The sequence below is a fragment of the Aquaticitalea lipolytica genome (genome assembly GCF_014641635.1).
GTDB lineage: Bacteria > Bacteroidota > Bacteroidia > Flavobacteriales > Flavobacteriaceae > Aquaticitalea > Aquaticitalea lipolytica.
Genome location: NZ_BMIC01000009.1, coordinates 23526 through 40857, shown reverse-complemented (window position 1 = coordinate 40857; position 17332 = coordinate 23526). Strand labels below are relative to the sequence as shown.

The window sequence follows — 17332 nt, the reverse complement described above, 5'->3', positions numbered from 1 at the left end:
GTTTTCCAATTATTACTTTGGTAATGTTTTTAATAAATCCTTTTTTAAAAATTAATATTAATTCTTATGATATTGTTATTTTTCTTTTTGTATTTCACATTTTTGTTATCAGTTATATAGGATACACAAATCAAGAATTATTAATCAACCCGATAGAATTATTAAAAAGATCAGCATCTAACCTTAATAATATAGATACTGACGAGTTAAAAATGAGGCTGTTTGATATAATGAATAATGACAAAATTTTTTTGGATAAAGAATTAACATTAAACATTCTGTCTAAAAAACTTAATATAACTACTCATCAGTTATCAGAATATTTAAATCATCAAAGAAAAGAGTCATTTAATGATTTCATAAACTCATATAGAGTTGATCATGCTAAAGAATTATTATTAAGGTCTGAAAATAGCATATATACTTTAGAAGGCATTTCATCTAATTCAGGTTTTAAAAGCCTTGCTACTTTTCACAGAAATTTTAAAAAACAAACTGGAACATCACCTTTAAAATGGTTAGATGAAGAAACCCAATCTCATTAACTTTCATATAATACCTCTGAAATAAACAAATTTTTTAATATATGTCGCATTCGATAATATGATTTAAAGTATCGTTTAAAAATTTGTTATTACTCATTTTGGTTTATCATTTTTGTAATGATAAATTATAAACTATGCTCAAAATTCCTCTAATTATAGGATTAATTTTTGTAGTAAATCTGGAAGCCCAAAATATTGATTTCAATAAAATGAAAGAAATATATGAGGCAAGACAACCCCTATTAGATAGTATGATTAATTATCCGAGCCATAATTATAAATCACTATTTACTATTAATAAGAACAATCATAAAATATCATTTTGGTGGATTCCAAATAAACAAAAAGTAGGAACAGTAGTTTTGATACATGGGTTTATGATGAATAAAAGCCATATGTTAGAAAGAGCGGATTTATATTACAATTTAGGCAAAAATGTAATCCTAATTGATTTAAGAGCAAGAGGTGAAAGTCAAGGAGATAAAACTACCTCAGGAGTCGATATAAAAGAGGATGTTAAAGCTGTAATAAAATACTATAATCAAAATTTAAATCCCTATGGAAAATTAATACTCCATGGTTATTCACATGGTGGTAGAGCAGCGATTTTTGCTCTTTCGGACTTGCTTTCAAATGTAGAAGGACTTGTATTAGAGAGTACTCCATATTCATTAGAAGAAAGTTTCAAGAGAACTTTCAATGTTAAAGAAGTACCAGATATGAATTCGGGAAGCCTTGATGAAGCTTTGATTAAAATTTCAAACTTACCCATTTTACTTTTATACGGTTCAAATGATACGGCAATAATAAAAGATGAGGCGCACAAAATAGCATCAAATTTTAAGAATTCTAAAAGTAGAGTAATTGAATTTGAAGATGCTAGACATGATTTAACTGAAAAGAAACATATTGAACAACTAAAAACTGTTATTACCAGATTCATAAAACTAAATAATTAATAAATACTATGAAACACATTATTTTAAAGTTATCAATTGCAGCAATCCTATTTTCGAATTTCGTTAATGCTCAAACTAATAACAGTTCGGATACTCACTTGGGAGATGAATATTTGGCACTTTATACAGATTTAAAATTTGATGAAATGATGGCATTTTATTCTGACGATTCTGTTTTTGAAGACCCAACAATGTCTTTTTTTAGTAAAGATTTGTCTTATGAAATCATAAAAGGTCCTAAAAATATAAATGCGTTTTTAAAAGAAGGTTTTAAAAAAATCACTAACACTGAATTTATAATTGAAAAACAGTATAAAGTTGGAGCTATCCAATTTTATTATGGAACTTTAAACTATAAATATAATATAGGTAAAGAAAGTGAATCTAAAGTTATTACTTTTTCAATACCACTAGCTATAATACTTACTATTAAAGATGATAAGGTAATTCATCACCAAGATATTGCAGATTATAACATTTGGCTTAAGCAATATAATGAGCAATTAAATTAATTTTATGAAAAAAAAATATTTTATCTTATTACCTTTTTTGTTATGCTTTTTATATTTAAGCGCTCAAAATCTTGAATTAAAACATATTGATTTTATAGATAAAAAAGGAAATAAAATTGATGCCGAATTTGGTCAGTTTTATGTATTGGAAAACAGAGGAGGATTGTCTGAAAGCAAAAAATTAAAAATTAGTTTTGTTAGATTCAAAAGTACTAATCCACGCCCTAAAAGTCCAATTGTTTATTTAGCTGGTGGTCCTGGTGGCTCTGGCATAGAGACTGCAAAAGGAGAGCGTTTTTCATTATTTATGAAGTTGAGGGAAACTTCAGATGTTATTCTTTTAGATCAACGAGGTGTAGGACAATCTAATATATTGTCAAAATGTCCATATTATGCAGAATTTTCTCAATATAATGCTATTGAAAAGCAAGAATATTTGAGTAAGACTATTTCAAATATCCAAAAGTGTGTTGATTTCTGGAAAAGTGAAGGACAAGATTTAGAAGCCTATAATACTAGTGAAAATGCAAATGACATTGATGATTTAAGAAAGATATTAGGAGTTGACAAGATTTCTTTAATAGGTATTAGCTATGGTTCTCATTTAGCTATTGAATATATTAAAAGATTCGAGAAGAATTTAGACAAAGTAGTCCTAGCAAGTATTGAAGGTCCAGATGAAACAATTAAGTATCCTAAAGATACAGAAAAATTTGTCAATAAAATTTGTTTTCTAGCTAAAGATAATTACGGGTTTTTACCTAAATATCCTGACTTAAAAAATAAGATTTTAAAAGTCCATGAAGCCCTTAACAAGCAATTTAAAGTAATACCTTTTACTAATAAAGAAGGAATTAAGGACAGTGTCGCTATTAGTAATTTTGAGCTACAAGGAATTATAACAAATTTCTATTTAAAAAATCCAGAAGAGCAAAGAAAATTACCTGCATTATATACAAAAATGTATAATGAAGATTTTTCAGATATTGTACAATATGCAATTCTAGTTAAAAAATATGCTAGAACAATTAACCCAATGTCTTTTTCTATGGATATGTCTAGTCACATATCTGATGAACGAAACTTAAAAATTTCAAAGCAAATTTCAGAATCTATTTATGGGACTAGCTTAAATTTTCTTTATTATGAATGGATGAATAGCATTGACTTTAAACACTTACCTGATAGTTTTAGAAAGCTTGAACCTAATTCAGTGAATACTCTTTTGTTAAGTGGTGATCTAGATGGCAGAACTTATGTTTCATCAGCAAAAAAAATTGCTAAAAAATTTAAAAATGGGAAACATATAATTATTGAAAATGGTGGGCATGACTCTTTTTTGACTTCCGAAACAGTAGGAAGACTAGTTTCAGACTTTTTTAAGAATATAAAAACTGACGACAGGAAAATCAAGTTACCAACTATCCCATTTATATAAAAAAGTTATTTATTAGTGTGAAAAATAGTGGTTGTTTTTTAAGTAATTCCATGAGTTCAGAACTCTTTTATTAATAAAAAGTGATTTTTTTCTTGAAACTTTTTTTGATTGAGGTTTCTTATGTTAATAATGTAGTTTTTATTTACTTTAATTTATTAATACTAAATATACTTAAACAAGTATGTTTAATTAGAGTTCTGGATGATTGGTTTTATAAAAATTATAAATTTTATAGGTACTTATAAATTTATACCATTCGATAATATGATATAAAGGTTAGCTATTGTTTAACAGAATTTTTTTGTCTTAGTAAGCAATTTTGCATTAAACAAAATCTAAAACTTATGAATACAAATGTATTTTCACTTTTCTCATTAATATTCTTCATTAGTGTAATTTCAGGATATTCTCAAAATATTGACTCTCCACAGCCAAATCCAAGATCATCAATAATGCAACGTGTTGGCCTTACTTATGTAACCATTGAATATAGTAGTTCACCAGTAAATAATAGAAAAAAATTTGGAAATGATATTCCTTATGGACATATATGGGGAGCTGGTACAAGAGAAAATACAACTATTGAGTTTACAGATGATGTCTTAATAGAAGGACAAAAAATCAATGCAGGGAAATATGGACTATTTATGATTCCAGATGAAAACAAATTTCAGTTGATTTTTTCAAAATACAACAGATCCTGGAGTGACACCTATCCAACTGAAGATGAAATTGTATTAAAAGTCAATGCAACTCCAAAAGAGAATCGATTTACTGAATGGATGAGCTATCACTTTATTGATAGAAGAATGGAACATTGTGTAGCAACGCTAGAATGGGAGAATATAAGTGTTCCATTTAAAATAGAGGTAGTTAATCCTAATGAAGTATTATTTAAAAGTTTAACTGCTGAATTAAAAGGACGTGGAAAGTATCTTTGGGGTGCATATTCAGATGCTGCAACAAATTTAAATTGGAGAAATATACATCTAGACACAGCCCTTGATTGGATAAATGAATCTTTAAAAATTGAAAGAAATCATATTAATTTACAGGTTAAAGCATCGATACTGATTAAAATTGGAGGTAGGAATGATGAAGTTAAGGAATTATTGCGTGAAGCTGTACCCATTTCAAAAAACCCTTTAGTTCTTAATGGTATTGTATATGATCTCTTGAAAATTAATGACACAAAAATGGCAATTGAAGCTGCACATAAATTAGTTAATGATAATCCGAATCATACAATGACTTGGGGATTCAATGACACATTAGCTGAAGCCTACAAAATAGATGGCAATAAGAAGAAAGCCTTGTATTACTACAAAATTGCAAAATCCCTAGCTCCTGAAAATCAGTTGAAATATTTTGAAAAAGCAATTAAAGAATTACAAAATTAATAACTAATTAAAATGAAAAGATTATTTCAAATTATAGCATTTACTTTTTGTATTAATTTAAGTGCTCAATCAATTATATTTTCTAGAAGCAACGGAGTTCTGAATTCTGGATCAACATTGGACTTAATGATATATGACCCTATTAAAAAGACAACAAAACTTTTGCTTAGCGGTACAGTTGGAGGAAGAGGCGAATATAATGCTGTAGTTTCTCCTGATAACAAAAAAATCATTTTTAATACTTATCGTTTTAGTGGATGGAAATTGGCAATTGCCGATTTTAAAGACAACAAAATCTCAAATGTTAAACGTTTTACTAGTCGTCCAAATTATGAGTATAACCCCAATTTTTCTTCTGATGGTTCAAAAGTAGCCTATCAAGAATTCAGTTGGAATACGAGAGATGTAGATGTTTTTATTGCTGATAACAATGGTAATAATGCTGTTCATTTTATAAAATCTGATGGAGGGGATCGCTCACCAGATTGGGCACGTGATAGCAAATCCATAATTTTTACATCTGCAAGAAACTATGACTATTCTATTTATAGTAAAAGTCTATTAGATAAAAAAGTTAAACAATTGACCGATAAAGGCGCACAAGATTTTGCTCCTTCAACTTCAAAAACTGAAGATAAAATAGCTTTTTTGTCAGATAGAAGCGGTAAAATAAACTTATATATGATGAATCTAGATGGAACCAATATAAAAAATTTAACACCAAACCTTAAAACTGATAATTTTAATTTTGATGGTTATGAAAACAGTGGTTGTTGGGCATATAAAACTTCTTGGTCGCCAAATAGTAAACAAATTGTATTTAATGCCTTGGTCAATGGTAATCTTGAGATTTTTGTAGTAAATAGTGATGGATCTGGACTTGTTCAAATAACCGATAATAATGATACAGATATGGCTCCTTCTTGGATAAATTAATTTAGTTTTTATATAAAAAAATGTGAATAAACATTTACTCACTTTAATAAATTAAATAATTAGACTATCATCAGGTAATTTAAACTCTTTTAATAATGAAAAAAACATTTTTAATTTTATTCTATTTGTATTCAGGCTCTTTAATGGCTCAACACACAGTAACTATTAAAACTGGAGATGACAAAAACTACTCTTTTTACACCATACAAGGAGATACTACCAAATATAGCTTTAAGGCAAAGATTGCAGATTTAGAGAATAGATTTGAAGATGCTGCAAAATATACAATTAAAGGTATTGAAGTTGGAGAATTCAAAAACTTGGCAAATGCTTACTATGATGCAGCGTGTTATTTAGTCTTAACAAATAATAAGGAAGATGCAATTAAATATATTAAAAAGAGTATTGACAATGGATGGGAAGATTTAGCACATCTAGATTACGATGCAGATTTGCATCCTCTTAAAAGTTCTAATGGATGGAAAAGTATGATTGAACCAAAGCTAAAAGAGTATTATATAATTAATAATGAAGACTTGGCAAAGATGTATGCAGAAGACCAACAAGCAAGATTAAGTGGTCAAATCGATTCCAATTTAGCTGAAAAAGATGAAATTAGAAGAACTAAAGTCTTACAATTATTAGAGAATAATGAACTTAAATCAGGTCATGACTTTTATAAAGCAGCAATGATAATGCATCATGGTAATTCTGTTGAAGACTATAAACATGCTGAAATTTTAATACAAAAAGCTATGGTTTCAAAACATGTACATCAAATGGCACCATGGCTATCTGCAGCTATAAAAGATAGATTATTACTGAAACTTGGTAAACCACAATGGTATGGAACCCAAAATATGACTGTCATAAAAGGTAAAATTGCCATAGATCCAAAGATTATTGATACAACTGCTGTAACTCCTGAAAGACGCAAAGAGCTTAATGCACCAACAATTGAAACCTTGCGTGAGTATTTAAAAAACTTCAATTCTAATTAATAAAAAAATACTTAAATTGTTAGTACAATTTATTGATTATGAATTTATGGATTTTTTTAATTGGCTATGGTGCTATTCAGAGTTTGTTGTTGATTTATTTACTGAATTCTTCTAAAAGTAGTCAGCATAATGGAACCCGATATCTAATTGCTTTACTTATTGTTGCAACCTATATTGGTATTCACTTTATGCTCGTTAAACTGGGATACAGACAACTTTATCCGTATTGGTTTGTTTTGGGTTTTTCACCTTTATTTTTGATGCCTCCATTGTATTTTTTGTTTATTTCAAGATCTCTAAATCGTGAAAAGTCTGCACTCAAAACATTGTTGCATTTTATCCCGTTCCTTCTTTTTTTTGGTATTCAGTTTATGGATGCAAAATTCATATTTAAAAAACATATTTTTTTGATATTTGTAATTCAATTGTTGACATATAGCATAGTAAGCTATAGAGTGCTTAATATAAAAAGAGATACAAAAGATGAGATAAAACCAACAAGTTCTTTAAAGTTTTTAACGACTATTATGCTCCTTTTTGCAAGCAGCGTTTTGTTGTTATATATATCAACATCAGTTTTTAAAGTTAAGGGTGTCAACTTAACCAATCTTGTAGTGTTTTTTTTAGTGGTTTTTGTTACAGCTCTTGAAATGCAAATGTTAAAAGGGTTAAAAGCAACATTTAATTTTATTGAACCCAAAAAATATAAGAATTCAAATTTACAATCGCAGAGTATCAACGATTTGGGAAACCAGTTAAACCAATTGTTGATTGATGAAAAAGTCTATTTGAATCCCAACTTAAAAGCTGATGATTTAGCTAGTATGTTAAAAATAAGTCGTCATCAGCTTTCCGAATTTGTGAATCAAGAACTGGATTGTAGCTTTAATGAACTTGTCAATAAATATAGAGTTGAGTATATAAAGCACGATTTGTTAAACAAGGAAAAGAACCATTTATCCATTTCAGGTCTTGCACAGGATGCTGGTTTTAAAAGTGATGCTACTTTTTATAGGGTATTTAAGGAGCAAACAGGTTTTACACCTTCAGAATACATCAAGCTAAATGCTTAATTTTTCACGTTACATCTCTTATTCGCCCGAATAAGAACTACATAAGTGCTAGTTTTTTTATTAAGCTGCTACTTTAGTACTTTATATAAAAACATTAAAAATATGGCACTATTAAAGGCAAACAATAAAATAATTACTATAGCACTATTTTTACTTTTTATTTCTTGTAAATCTAAAGAGCTTTTAGAATCTAAAGAAGTAAAAAGATATACTCCAGAGGAATTTACAGAAAACGTTAGGGTTTCAGGTTTATATTTCTCTACAAATAACAATAAATTATTGTATACAAGTGATAAATTAGGTCAACCAGCTCCATTTCACTATGATTTTAACACCAATGAACACACCCTTGTGCATAACGATAGCGAGAATCCAATATGGGGATTGGTTATGTATTCAAACAATGATAATTTAGTTTTTACTTCGGTTAAGGATGGAGGGCAGTATCCACATATTTATTTAAAAGAAGGCGACTTTGTCACAGACCTAACCCCAGGAGATAAAGTCCGTGCCACATCCAAAGGAACCAATAGGGAGAAGACGGGGCTTTATTATAGGGCAAATACAAGAAAACCCAAGGTTTTTGATTTGCATTTTTTTGATTTTAATACAAAAGAGAATAAGCTTGTGTTTAAAAATGAGACTGATTTCAGCATTTCTGAAATTTCAAACAATAACCAATATGTTGTATTGTTTGAAGGCTTGACTGAAGAATCAAACAATCTGTATTTGCATGATACCAAAAATGACTCATTAACTTTAATTTCGGAAAAAGATAATGAGGACGTTTATTATACGGCCTATTTTTCCAATGATGACAAGGATTTTTTCTATCTCACAAGTCATGACAATGAATTTACATATTTGGAAAAGTACAACATAGAATCTAAACAGAAAGAAGTGGTTCTTAAAGAAGACTGGGACATAATGGATGTTATTGTTTCAGGCGACGAAAAATTCAGGATTATAAACATCAACCAAAATGGTTCACCAAAAATTAAAATACAGGATGTTCAAAAAAATAAGTATTTGAATGTCCCAACTCTTGACACGTTGCAGGTTACCAAAACTTGTTTCAGTAATGATGGCAAGTTTTTGGCTATGCAAGTTACAAACTATAATACGCCAAAGGATATTTATCTTTTGAACCTTGAAACTCTAAAAGCAGAAAGAATCGTTTCCAGTTTAAACAAACAAATCAATGAAAATGATTTAGTATTTCCGGAGGACGTAACCTTAAAGTCTTTTGATAAACTTGAAATCCCTGCCTTACTATATAAGCCCAAAAATGCTTCAAAATACAATAAATTGCCTGGGCTAATCTGGACTCATGGTGGACCTGGCGGACAGTTTCATAAAACCTATGATGAGTACATTCAATATGTAGTCAATCAGGGCTATGTGGTACTTGCGGTCAACAATAGGGGAAGCAGTGGTTACGGAAAGACATTCAAATCGTTGGATAACCAAAAACATGGGGTTGATGACCTTAAAGATTGTTTGGAAGGCAAGAACTATTTGCAAAACCTAGATTATGTTAATGATGATAAAATAGGAATTATTGGAGCTTCATATGGTGGCTATTTAAGTTTAGCCGCATTAACATTTTACCCTGACGAGTTTAGTGTTGGTGTAGATATGTTTGGTATTTCCAATTGGTTCAATGTTTTAAACAATATTCCTGCCTATTGGGAAACTAGAAAGAAAGCCTTGTATGCTGAAATGGGAAACCCTAAAACCGATTCGATAATGCTTTACAATAAATCACCATTGTTTTTTAGTGAGAAAATCAAAAAGCCATTATTAGTTGTTCAGGGAGCAAATGATTCTAGGGTGCCACAATCAGAATCAGATAGTATTGTAGCTCGAGTCAAAAAGAACGGGACACCTGTTGAGTACCTTATTTTTGATGATGAAGGTCATGGGGTGAGGAAACCAGAAAATAAAATCGAAACCCTTAAAGCAATAGCAACGTTTTTAAACAAATACTTAAAAGATGAGAAGTAGTTTTTTGATATATGGTATAGTTTTTTTAGCCTTTTCATGTAAAATGGAAGCCCAACCAGCTGCATATGGGATGACTGTTTTCGGAACAGATTTACTGACATCTGAACAAGTGAAATTTGATTATGGAGCCAAATTAGATGAACTTATTGAACTCTATGAAAGTAATCGCGATAATTATGAAGAAAAGAAAAACCAACTTGAAAAGGAACTGAATAATAAAAAGCAGTTCAGTTATGTGAATGTTAAATTGTTTGTAAGTTACAGGGGAACTAAAGATTTCATAATTGACATTGTCGAAAAAAAGGACGCTAACAGAAGGCTTAATTATAGAGAAATAATAACAAAAAAACTGAATGACCCTGATGGTTTGCTTAAAAAATGGGAAGAATATGCGCTTTTAAGCAAAGAACTTTACGATAAGGGCGAAATAGCAGATATGAGTTGCCCTGTGGTGCATTGCACATGGGGATTCAATCATATTCAGTTAAATCCTTTTTTGGAATTTTTTAATAGGTATGCGCCAAAAAATATAGACTACTTAAAAGAACTCTTAGTCTATGGTGACAATGAAACCTATAGATCAAATGCGGCTTTTCTACTTGTTCATACTAATATTGAAAGTCAGGAGCTTGTTCAAATACTTGAACCAGCCATTGACGATCCATCGAGCTTGGTAAGGAACAACAGTATGCGTCTAATATACTATGCCGTTAGGGAAAACAATAGTTTGGACATTCCTATTGATAAGGTTATTGATGTGCTTGATTTTCCGAGCTTTACTGACAGAAACAAGGCTCTGGTAGTATTAAGGTCGTTGCCAAGTAGTAGGTTTTCAAAATCGCAATTGGATAGGATTATTCCAATTCTTCTGGAAATACTTGATAAGAAAGATGCTCATAATTATAAAAATGCACATACAGTTTTAAAGAACATCAGTAGTAATGATTTTGAAGTTGATGATATAGATAGTTGGAAGAACTGGAGTTTTAATTTCATTCAAAAAAACTAAAACGATTTAATTCTTTACAATTTTTCAATTTGTTTAGTCAAAGTTTAATGTAAAAGTTTTCTCTAAATTATTATTACAAAAACAAATATTCCCTTCAATATAATTTTTTATTGAGTCATTGGCGATTCATAAAATCAGTATCATATTATCGAATGAGTTAATCTTTTAAGATGATTTGGGTTTAGCTACTCCTTTTTTAGAGAAATTTACAATTAACACAGAAATTGTAATCGTAAGAAGATTTCCAATTAAGGAAAAGTCAAACTTAAAAAAGTATTAAAATTATGAGAAAACAATTACTTCTATTATTAATTTTTTCTAATTCATACATAGTACAAAGCCAAGAATTTGGAACAAACGATTTTAGAATTAGTAACATGGGGACAGATGGTATTACAAGCTTTTTTGCATTAGATCCAGCTGTTGCTTACAGTTCTACTGTCGATAAGTACTTAGTGGTGTGGAATGCTGACGATAATAGAAATGCAGTTGTGGACAATGAGTTCGAAGTTTATGGACAATTTATTAACTCCGATGGTAGCGAGTCAGGACCAAATGACTTTAGAATAAGTTTTACTAATACTGATGGTAACACAAGTTTTAGAACAGATAGACCAGACGTTGTTTGGAACTCCACTACAAATCAATTTTTAGTGGTTTGGGAGGGCGAAACAAACGTTGATGGTGAAATCGAAATTTATGGTCAACTGGTAAATAGTAATGGAACACTATCAGGGTCTAATTTTAGAATTAGTGATACAGGCACAGAAGGAGATGGCAATTTCGATGCAAATAGACCTTCGATTGCATATAATTCAACGGATAATGAATTTTTAGTGGTTTGGGAATCTGACGAAACCATTAATAATAACATTGAAATTTATGGGCAGCGTCTATCAGCTTCAGGTGCAGAAATTGGTACTAATGATTTTCAGATAAGTATGCAGCTACCTATTGATGACGCTAATTTTGATGCAAGAGAGCCTGATATTGCTTGGAATTCTACTTCTAACGAATATTTAGTGGTTTGGCAAGGTGAAACATCAATTGATGAAGAAAAGGAAATTTATGGACAAAGATTAAGTAATTCTGGAACAGGTTTGGGCTCAAACTTTAGAATAAGTGATATGGGAGTTGAAGGGGAAACTATCACAGCTGCATTGTCTCCCAAATTAGATTACAATTCCGTTGACAATAATTATCTAATAATTTGGCAAGGAAGTGATACTGTGGCTAATCAGTATGAAACCTATGGTCAATTAATTGATCCTGAAGGTTCGGAAATAGGAACAAATGATTTTAGGATTACAACAACTACTAACATTAATGCTAATTATGATGCTTGGCGTCCTAAACTTGTATGGAATATAACAAATAATGAATATTTAATAGTATTTAGAAATGACCATACTGTTGATGATGAATTTGAAATATATGGGCAATTAGTAGATAATTTAGGAATACTTGATGGTAATGCTTTTAATTTGAGTGACATGGGGCCAGATGGAGATACTAATTATGGAGCTGATGATTGTGTAGTAGCCACAAATGGGTTAGGAGATTACTTAATTGCTTGGGAAGGTGATGATGATATTAGCCCATTAGTTGATAATGAACGAGAAATATTTATTCAAATGTTTAAAAATGAAACCTTGAATATTGTTGAGGTTGATTTAGAACCTCAATTAAAAATATATCCTAACCCATCTTCAAACTTTTTATATTTTAATATGAACATGAACAATGAAGAGGTTTTTATAATTGATATATCAGGAAAGTTAATTAGAGAAATTATGATAATTAATAATTATTTAGATATAAGTTTTTTAAACAAAGGGCTTTATTTCTTGAAGTATGGTAATGCTAATTTTTTAAAGTTTATCAAAAAATAAACTTATATCTAAAAAATAAACTCATATATCTAAAAAATGAACAATTAAATTAAAACCAGTACTATGAAAAAAATAATAACAAATAACTGGATATCTCATATTTATTAATTACAGTTAATTTCTAATCCATATAGAGATACAGTTTTAAATAAAAACTTAAATAAACCATTATGACAAATCAGGGCAGAAAAAAAAAGAATAGTCACATTAAATTCCTCGCAAGCTGGATATTGTTTTTTATAATTACAGCTGGGGTTTTATACATTATATCAATTGTTTTTGCCATTTACCTTTCAGATAATATAAAGTTTATAGAATTAAGTGATGAAATTAAAAAAATTAGCATCAGTACAATTTATTTTCTAAAACCATTTATCACTATTACCATATTTGTGTTTTTAGTAGAATGGATATTTGTAAAGTTGGGAATTGATTTAACTGATAGGGTAAGTGTTTTCATTAAGAAGTGTAACACTAAAAAATTATAACTATTCAACTATAAGCTTGATAGCTATTCAGGTCGTTATTTAAGCATATATTTAAGAAAATTGAATTGATTGGAGGTAATTAATGCAAAGTAAAATGGTCACTAGAAGGTCGCAAATGTGTTAGGATTTGAGAAAAAAATATTAAAATTCTATTTTAAAAATATCAAACTAGTGAAATTTTAATTAAAAAAATAAACAGAAGAAAAAAGACAGGTGACTTTCTAATGTGATGTTGCGCAGATTTTAAAATCAATCTAATGATAAGGTATTTTATATTAAAATTGAACAGAACAAAAGTACTATTTTTTACTTGTTTAATGATTGTATTAAATTTAAATGGACAAGAGATTATTAAAATTGATGAAACTGAATTACAAATCAAATATTTAAAAGAAGGCAAAAATCAATATTTGGTTTATATAGAAAAACCTGATAAATCAATTGTAGATATATCTATATGGGAAAGAACAATCTTTTTTAAAAAACACAATAATGAAGAAGTTATTATTATTGAGCAGCATTGGAAAAATCAGGATACTTTAAGACACCGTTATATATATTCTATTAATAAATATAAAAATTTTCAACCTATTTACCAATATTCAAAAAACGGAAGAGACGTAGTAGAAGCTTTTAATTTTGAACAAGATAAAATTATTGCTGCAGATTCAATTGCGAATAATGCTAAAAAGGATTTTTATAAAGTATTGATTGAGCCAACTTTAAATTGGGAATTAGATTTAGAAACATTTCAATTGTTACCATTTGAAAAAGGGACTAATTTTAAAATTAGCTTCTATCATCCAGGAAGTAAAAGTGAACCAAAATTTTATAATTATAATGTAATAGGAGAAGAAAATCTAAACTATTTTGATGATGGAATTGTTGAGTGTTGGTTACTTAAAATAGTTTATAGTGAAGGTAGTAATGCTACATATTGGATTGGAAAGCAGGACCGAGAAGTCATAAAAATGTTAGAAGAATCAAATGGAGTAAAACGATATAAAATTAAATTAAATAGTAATGATAATTAAAAAATTATATCATATTTTTTTTATGGCTAATAATTTAAAAGAATCTAAATCCTTCTATTCTGAAGTACTTGGGTTAGATATAAAATTTGATTTCAGTCAAAATAGACTTTTGGCATTCAAAATTGGTTATGAAGAGCCTTCATACACCATAAAAAGTTATATTATATCTATAGTTTTTTTACTTTTTTCATTTCATTTTGTAATCGCTCAAAACAATATTGAACCTTTCGTTTGGCCTGAATCTCCTGCTTCAAATGTATTTCAAGATTTTGTAAAAGCCTTTAATTCAAGAGAGGAAAATGAATTAGAAAGATTTGTAAAAAAACATTATGCTTTAGATAAAACCGAAAGCATTAATGAAAAAGTAGAGTTATGGATGGATTTATACTATAGATATGGCCCAATAACTGTGCACTCTATTTCCATCAATAAGCCTTATGATCTTGAAGTTTGGGTTAAAGGCGATATTACTGAAATCTGGTTTGCTCCAGAATTTATTTTGAATGAAGAGACAAATAAAATTAAAGCTGTGGGATTGCTTGAAGGTGAGCAACCAGATAAAGTGGTAAACTTTCCTGTTAATGAAACTCAATTCATTTCAAATATTGAAAACTACCTTGAAGAAAATGAAAAAGCAGGTTTATTCCAAGGTAGCATATTAATTAAAAAAGACGAAAAACCAATTCTAAACAAAGCTTATGGTTACTCTAACATTGATAGTAAAGTTAAAAATCAAGTAGATACAAGAATGCGAATTTCATCAATAACAAAACCAATAACTATTGTAGCTTGTCTTCAACTTGTTCAAAATGGGGTTTTGGACCTTGAGACTCCAATATCAGAGTATCTTAAAGAATTACCATCTCACATAGCAAATAAACTAACATTAAAATCTATGATTAACCATACGTCATCGTATGAACTTGATAATATTGATGGTTTTAGGGAAGCGTTAGAGAAAACTAAAAGTATGGAAGAGGTTTACCAACTCCATCTAGATTATTTGCCAAAATGGGAGAATTATAAAAATTTTCAGCCTTCAGGAAAATTTGACTATTCAAACGATTCATTTGATTTAATTGCTATAATAATTGAAAAAGTTACAGGTATTAAATTTGAAAACTATTTAAATGAGTATGTTTTTAAAATAGCAAATATGAAAAACACTTCTTATGAGAATAATAATCTTTCTACTCCTTACAGATATGATTTAAAACAAAAGGGGCTTGCGAATTATGATAGTAAATATCCTTTTTCTTTAGGTAAAATATCAGGTGCTGGAGGGTTGAAAAGCACAACAGAAGATCTATCCAATTTTTTCAGTACACTTTATAAAACCAATAAATTACTTGATTTACCGTATAAAAGTTTAATGTTTTCAATTTTTCAACAAAATGGTGCATCCTCTAATCCAGATATTGGAGACTCACTAATAAAAAATATAAATAATATTGGAAATGTGAAAGTAAGAAACGGTCGTTCATTTGGCTTTAGTATCTCATATGATTCAAATTTGAATATTGGACATAATGGTACAAGTATAGGGAATTCTGCAGAGTTAAGATATTTTCCTAACTCTGATTACTTGATGATAGTACTTTGTAACAATCGTTCAGGAGCACAAAATTTTTACAATTTTTTTAAAAATAATTTACCTCGGAAATTATGAAACATTTTATGATTTTCTTTTTGTGCTTTCTTTTTTATAGCAATATTAATTATTCTCAAGATAATGAATGTATATATTCCAATCCTATTCAGAAAGTGATAAACCTATATAAGGAAAAACAAATTGTTGCAATTGGTGAGAACCATGGACGATTTAAAGAGTCAGAATTTAGATTACAGTTAATTAAACACCCAGAATTCTCAAAAATTGTCGATGTGGTTGTAGTAGAATTTGCAAACCCATTATATCAAAACATCATCAATGATTATATAAATTGTAAAGATGTGGAATTTAATACCCTAAAAAAAGTATGGCAAAATACGACACAAGTTAGTGGAGTCTGGGATTCACCTGTATATGAAGAATTTTTTACAACTATTAGAGAAGTTAATTCTAAACTAAATATAGAAAATAGAATTAAAGTAATAGCCGCAGATCCACCAATTGATTGGGATAAAGTTAATAGTTATGACGATTTTGAACCTTTTTCAAATAGAGGAAGATTTCCAATAAGCATTATTGAAAAGGAAATATATAATAAGAACCTAAAAGCTTTATTGGTTTTTGGCACTATACATACAGAGTTATGGGGAATTGGTTTTACTGCCCAATTGGAAAAAAATCATCCAAATAGTATTGCGATAATTATGCCTCCTGCTTTTAATGAAAAAGGAATGAGGTTTTTAGAAAATTATATTCCGAAAGAATCGAGCCCCCAACTTATAAATTTAGAAAAAGATGAAATAGGAAATGTGAAATATAATGATCTACATTATTATGCTCGTTTTAATGGGAAGCTCAGAAAAGCAGGACATTTTTTGCTTTTTCTAGGTTTTGAAAAAGACAGTACTGTACATATACCAGAATCCATTAAAACTGATAAGATATATCAAATAGAAAGAAAACGCAGGCTTAATATTCTCTCAAGAAATTAAACAAAATTTTTATATGTAAATAAAAAATAAGAGTTATGAGTTTAAAAAATAAGATTTTATTGAGTATTGGAAGTACTCTATTTATCTCTATAGGAGGATACCATATTTTTTTACCCCATTTGTGGAATTGGAGTGAATTCTCCAGTTCAATGCCAGATATGGTAGAATGGGCATTGTACGCTGTGAATTTTTTTATGAGCTCTCTAATGATAATTATAGGTGTTTTTACTTTAATCATTATTAAACAAAACAATTCGAACAATAACTTAATCCTATTACTAGGAGCTCTATTTTGGCTTTTGAATTTTTCATATCAAATAATAAATCCTACACCAATACCAAAAGAATTATTCGCTATGAAAATTGGTTTTTTAATTCCGCCGATAATTGGTTTTTTCTGCTATTTATTTCCCTTTTATAAATTAAAAAAACAT

At 29.0% G+C, this 17332-nt stretch carries 14 protein-coding genes; all 14 read left to right on the top strand.

Going from position 1 to position 17332, the window contains the following annotated elements; genetic code table 11:
* The coding region (locus IEW41_RS13735; RefSeq protein WP_229660228.1) for a helix-turn-helix domain-containing protein at window positions 1–545 on the top strand (545 nt) is incomplete at its 5' end.
* Between the two features lie 134 nt (window positions 546–679).
* The gene (locus IEW41_RS13730; RefSeq protein WP_188606956.1) at window positions 680–1504 is read left to right on the top strand and encodes an alpha/beta hydrolase; all 825 of its coding nucleotides are present in this window, start codon (window positions 680–682) and stop codon (window positions 1502–1504) included.
* 8 nt (window positions 1505–1512) lie between these two features.
* Window positions 1513–2016 (top strand): nuclear transport factor 2 family protein, encoded by a 504-nt coding sequence (locus IEW41_RS13725; protein WP_188606955.1) that lies wholly within the window; start codon window positions 1513–1515, stop codon window positions 2014–2016.
* A 4-nt stretch (window positions 2017–2020) separates the two neighbouring features.
* Window positions 2021–3454, top strand: a complete 1434-nt coding sequence (locus tag IEW41_RS13720) for an alpha/beta fold hydrolase (RefSeq protein ID WP_188606954.1) — start codon at window positions 2021–2023, stop codon at window positions 3452–3454.
* A gap of 344 nt (window positions 3455–3798) precedes the next feature.
* Window positions 3799–4854 (top strand): DUF2911 domain-containing protein, encoded by a 1056-nt coding sequence (locus IEW41_RS13715; RefSeq protein ID WP_188606953.1) that lies wholly within the window; start codon window positions 3799–3801, stop codon window positions 4852–4854.
* 12 nt (window positions 4855–4866) lie between these two features.
* Window positions 4867–5790, top strand: coding sequence for a TolB family protein (locus IEW41_RS13710; RefSeq protein ID WP_188606952.1), 924 nt, complete (start codon window positions 4867–4869; stop codon window positions 5788–5790).
* Between the two features lie 95 nt (window positions 5791–5885).
* Window positions 5886–6791, top strand: coding sequence for a TPR end-of-group domain-containing protein (locus tag IEW41_RS13705; RefSeq protein ID WP_188606951.1), 906 nt, complete (start codon window positions 5886–5888; stop codon window positions 6789–6791).
* A gap of 38 nt (window positions 6792–6829) precedes the next feature.
* On the top strand, window positions 6830–7864 hold the full coding sequence (locus tag IEW41_RS13700) for a helix-turn-helix domain-containing protein (RefSeq protein WP_188606950.1): 1035 nt from the start codon (window positions 6830–6832) through the stop codon (window positions 7862–7864).
* 102 nt (window positions 7865–7966) lie between these two features.
* Window positions 7967–9871: an alpha/beta hydrolase family protein gene (locus IEW41_RS13695; protein WP_188606949.1), complete on the top strand. Its 1905-nt coding sequence runs from the start codon at window positions 7967–7969 to the stop codon at window positions 9869–9871.
* Window positions 9861–10880 carry a hypothetical protein gene (locus tag IEW41_RS13690; RefSeq protein WP_188606948.1) on the top strand — a complete coding sequence of 340 codons (1020 nt, stop codon included), beginning with the start codon at window positions 9861–9863 and terminating at the stop codon, window positions 10878–10880. Before IEW41_RS13695 ends, IEW41_RS13690 begins: the two co-directional genes overlap by 11 nt.
* 284 nt (window positions 10881–11164) lie before the next feature.
* Window positions 11165–12772, top strand: a complete 1608-nt coding sequence (locus IEW41_RS13685; protein ID WP_188606947.1) for a T9SS type A sorting domain-containing protein — start codon at window positions 11165–11167, stop codon at window positions 12770–12772.
* Between the two features lie 805 nt (window positions 12773–13577).
* The gene (locus tag IEW41_RS13680) at window positions 13578–14294 is read left to right on the top strand and encodes a DUF3108 domain-containing protein (RefSeq protein ID WP_188606946.1); all 717 of its coding nucleotides are present in this window, start codon (window positions 13578–13580) and stop codon (window positions 14292–14294) included.
* Window positions 14284–15963, top strand: coding sequence for a serine hydrolase (locus tag IEW41_RS13675; protein WP_188606945.1), 1680 nt, complete (start codon window positions 14284–14286; stop codon window positions 15961–15963). Before IEW41_RS13680 ends, IEW41_RS13675 begins: the two co-directional genes overlap by 11 nt.
* A complete protein-coding gene (locus IEW41_RS13670) occupies window positions 15960–16898 on the top strand; it encodes a hypothetical protein (RefSeq protein WP_188606944.1) in 939 nt (312 codons plus the stop codon). Before IEW41_RS13675 ends, IEW41_RS13670 begins: the two co-directional genes overlap by 4 nt.
* Window positions 16899–17332 lie beyond the last annotated feature (434 nt).

Bases quoted from the DNA above. Each gene is read 5' to 3' on its own strand.
- IEW41_RS13730 (WP_188606956.1), top strand. From the start codon at position 680: ATGCTCAAAATTCCTCTAATTATAGGATTAATTTTTGTAGTAAATCTG.
- IEW41_RS13725 (WP_188606955.1), top strand. From the start codon at position 1,513: ATGAAACACATTATTTTAAAGTTATCAATTGCAGCAATCCTATTTTCG.
- IEW41_RS13720 (WP_188606954.1), top strand. From the start codon at position 2,021: ATGAAAAAAAAATATTTTATCTTATTACCTTTTTTGTTATGCTTTTTA.
- IEW41_RS13715 (WP_188606953.1), top strand. From the start codon at position 3,799: ATGAATACAAATGTATTTTCACTTTTCTCATTAATATTCTTCATTAGT.
- IEW41_RS13710 (WP_188606952.1), top strand. From the start codon at position 4,867: ATGAAAAGATTATTTCAAATTATAGCATTTACTTTTTGTATTAATTTA.
- IEW41_RS13705 (WP_188606951.1), top strand. From the start codon at position 5,886: ATGAAAAAAACATTTTTAATTTTATTCTATTTGTATTCAGGCTCTTTA.
- IEW41_RS13700 (WP_188606950.1), top strand. From the start codon at position 6,830: ATGAATTTATGGATTTTTTTAATTGGCTATGGTGCTATTCAGAGTTTG.
- IEW41_RS13695 (WP_188606949.1), top strand. From the start codon at position 7,967: ATGGCACTATTAAAGGCAAACAATAAAATAATTACTATAGCACTATTT.
- IEW41_RS13690 (WP_188606948.1), top strand. From the start codon at position 9,861: ATGAGAAGTAGTTTTTTGATATATGGTATAGTTTTTTTAGCCTTTTCA.
- IEW41_RS13685 (WP_188606947.1), top strand. From the start codon at position 11,165: ATGAGAAAACAATTACTTCTATTATTAATTTTTTCTAATTCATACATA.
- IEW41_RS13680 (WP_188606946.1), top strand. From the start codon at position 13,578: ATGATTGTATTAAATTTAAATGGACAAGAGATTATTAAAATTGATGAA.
- IEW41_RS13675 (WP_188606945.1), top strand. From the start codon at position 14,284: ATGATAATTAAAAAATTATATCATATTTTTTTTATGGCTAATAATTTA.
- IEW41_RS13670 (WP_188606944.1), top strand. From the start codon at position 15,960: ATGAAACATTTTATGATTTTCTTTTTGTGCTTTCTTTTTTATAGCAAT.